Here is a 2,629-nt window from a genome sequence, read left to right as displayed (position 1 = left end):
AATGAAAAAAGAGAAGAACTTGGTAAACAAATGGTAGAAGATCTTATAGAGATTGCAAGATTGGAGCAAAGTCCAATTAAGCACTTTAAAGCTGATCAAAATGGAGTTTTTTGTGTGGTAGGAGTAGATTCTATAAGTCATGTTATTTTTAGAAAATAAGTCTCTTTTAATCAATTTTTTATATTTATTTGCTCAAATCTGAGCTGAATTTGTCTATCCTACAATATACTGAATATGGCAATCACTAGCTCTTATACGTACCATATAAGTCAGGTTTCAAGGGGGCAGGTCTAACAATATAGCTAATCATACAAAGCTTGGACAGTCCAATTTAAAATTATTATTTAATCAGCTCATTTTTAATTGTTTTACCTGTTTCGATGTGAGCAATTGGGTCACGCAATCTTTTTGCATTCTTAGGACTTTTAAGTAAATGTAAAGTTTCTTCATAGGCATTGAAATCATCTAAGCTAATCAATACAGCCGTTTGCTTATTCTGTCTAGTGACAAGTACTGGGGTATGGTCATCAATAACACTATCTAGTAAATGTTCTAGATTCTTCCGTAAATCATAATAGGTAACAACCTTCATTTATACACCTAAATTAATTAAGAATATTTGTACTTAATTAATTACAGAAAAGAGGTTTCATCAAAGTCTTTGGATACTATTTAATATATAGATTTAGTAAGAATGACTAGTACATTACTGAAATATGTAGTCAGCCCAAATGAAGTATCCCTTCATTTAGGGTGAAACATACATCTTTGTTTTGCTGACTAGTTTTTTAAACCATTACACACAGACTAGTGTTCGAGAAGTATAGGAGTCTTATGTCTACTCTCTATTAAGAATAATAGCTTTTGCACCTCAATTTTGTATTGGTTACTTTTAAAACCTAATTTCAACATGAATTTTTGACAGTCTTTATTAGGACATTCAATGCTTAGAAAAGAATAACCAAACTTCTTGCCAAAGATGCACAACTCTTTGATTAATTTCGTACCAAAACCTTTTCTAGGAGTTTTAAATCCTAATCTTGCAACTATAATTGCTTTGTTTTGACTATTTTCATCGAAGTATCCTAACCTAAAGTAAAAATCATTATTAGGGTTGTGTACGGTAACTTTAATATTTACGCATTTACTTTCAGATGCAATGCCACTTATTCTTATAGATTTAGGTGCTAATCGTAGTACATTAACCATAAATTCTTTTAATAAATCTTCAAATGCAAGCATTTCATCCTTTTTTATAACAAGAGTCTCAGCATAATTTAGCATTAAAGTTTCCTTGGGTAGTAAATCTATTTAAATGAAAGGTATTTTTTGAGGAGGTGAGGAGCTAATAGATGATCTACTTTCAAATTCGTTCTTAGTTTTACTTCTTCAATGATATCTATAAGTGTTTCTGTATTCTGATGAAGTTGTGATTCCAAATCATCAATTTGTATGCGTAGATTTTTATTCGTATCAGTAAGAGCCTGTCTAGTTTTTTTATTCACATAAAGTTGTTGTTCCTTATTCTTTAGATTTAGTGGTGAAATCTGCTCAGATACATACAAAGATATAAGCTTCCTCCGTTCAGCAGAACTCAAAGTACTTAGCCCACCTGATATATACCCCTTAGCCGTTAGCCGACTATGAAGAGCCTTGTGCGAAATGGGAGATTTCTCAAAACCTTCAACCAACATAATTTGTAATTCTTGTTCGATGACTTCATCCAGTTGTTTACCACGTAACATATCAGGCTCCCTTAGACTCAATTTTTTGTTGTTCAATAGCGAAAAGTTCACTTAATGTGCTTGGTAATTTAGAGATTGCATCTCCATAATAAAAAATGGGAATAGGAGTTAAACTATTTTGCCTATTAAATGCTTTAGTTTTTAAGTCAGTTAAATAGAGTATTTTTTGACGTAAATTTTCATGCATTTCTTTATAGGATAAATCTTGGACAACAGTTTGTTCTATATGTGCAAACTCATCGTGTAATTTATTCAGAATGTATTCTAGAGCTTCTAATTCACCTTTCCGTCCAGTTAAAGCAAAGTTTCCACATTGTTCACCTGATTGACATGCAAGACGCTTAGGGCAATCGTGTACAGCGACTTCACGCATACAACCACCGAAAGGTAAAGGATGCAAACAAGCATGGCGTTGAACTAATGCGTTGGCTAATGATTGATCTTCTTTAACTAATTCATTAAATGATTCTGCGATATCTTGAAAATATTCATCAAAGAAAGATTCCTTTACATAACTCGCTACTTCATTTTTCGAGTCAAATGTTTGTAAATTCATCTTTAAATTATTTTCTAGATCCAATTTTTCTGAAAAGTACATTAATCCATCATGTTTGATAGAGTTAACTGGATAATCTTGCTTTATCTCCTGCTTATCATTTTCATAAAGTACCAATTCATGTGTTTCTAACAAACTCGCTGTGACTTTACGTTGCTTTAATGCTAGATGTTGATAATACTGATTTTGCTTAATATCTACACGTCCCATTAATATTGCTTGTAAATGTTCAGACAAACCACTCAATGCCAGGAAAGTATTAATATTATGCCGTGGTAGATGGCTTGTTAATGATGTGTGCTCTAAATCATTTTCCATTAAATTATAT

Annotated in this window: 3 protein-coding genes and 1 pseudogene; all 4 read right to left on the bottom strand. The window is 31.8% G+C overall.

Features of this window, described 5'->3' with window-relative positions; genetic code table 11:
• Positions 1-340: 340 nt before the first annotated feature.
• On the bottom strand, positions 341-592 hold the full coding sequence (locus tag HUN22_RS16450) for a type II toxin-antitoxin system Phd/YefM family antitoxin (protein WP_086384379.1): 252 nt from the start codon (positions 590-592) through the stop codon (positions 341-343).
• Positions 593-807: 215 nt separating this feature from the next.
• A complete protein-coding gene (locus HUN22_RS16445) occupies positions 808-1,284 on the bottom strand; it encodes a GNAT family N-acetyltransferase (RefSeq protein WP_174731623.1) in 477 nt (158 codons plus the stop codon).
• Positions 1,285-1,307: 23 nt separating this feature from the next.
• Complete coding sequence (locus HUN22_RS16440; protein WP_017897999.1) at positions 1,308-1,745, bottom strand: hypothetical protein; 438 nt, start codon at positions 1,743-1,745, stop codon at positions 1,308-1,310.
• Position 1,746: 1 nt separating this feature from the next.
• Positions 1,747-2,629 (bottom strand): annotated as a pseudogene (locus tag HUN22_RS18260) (hypothetical protein); the annotation flags it as partial.

Origin of the sequence: Acinetobacter lactucae, from assembly GCF_013344765.1 — a bacterium.
Classification (GTDB): Bacteria; Pseudomonadota; Gammaproteobacteria; order Pseudomonadales; family Moraxellaceae; genus Acinetobacter; species Acinetobacter lactucae_A.
The sequence above is the reverse complement of the archived record's forward strand: the minus strand, read 5'-3'. Positions and strand labels throughout refer to the sequence as shown.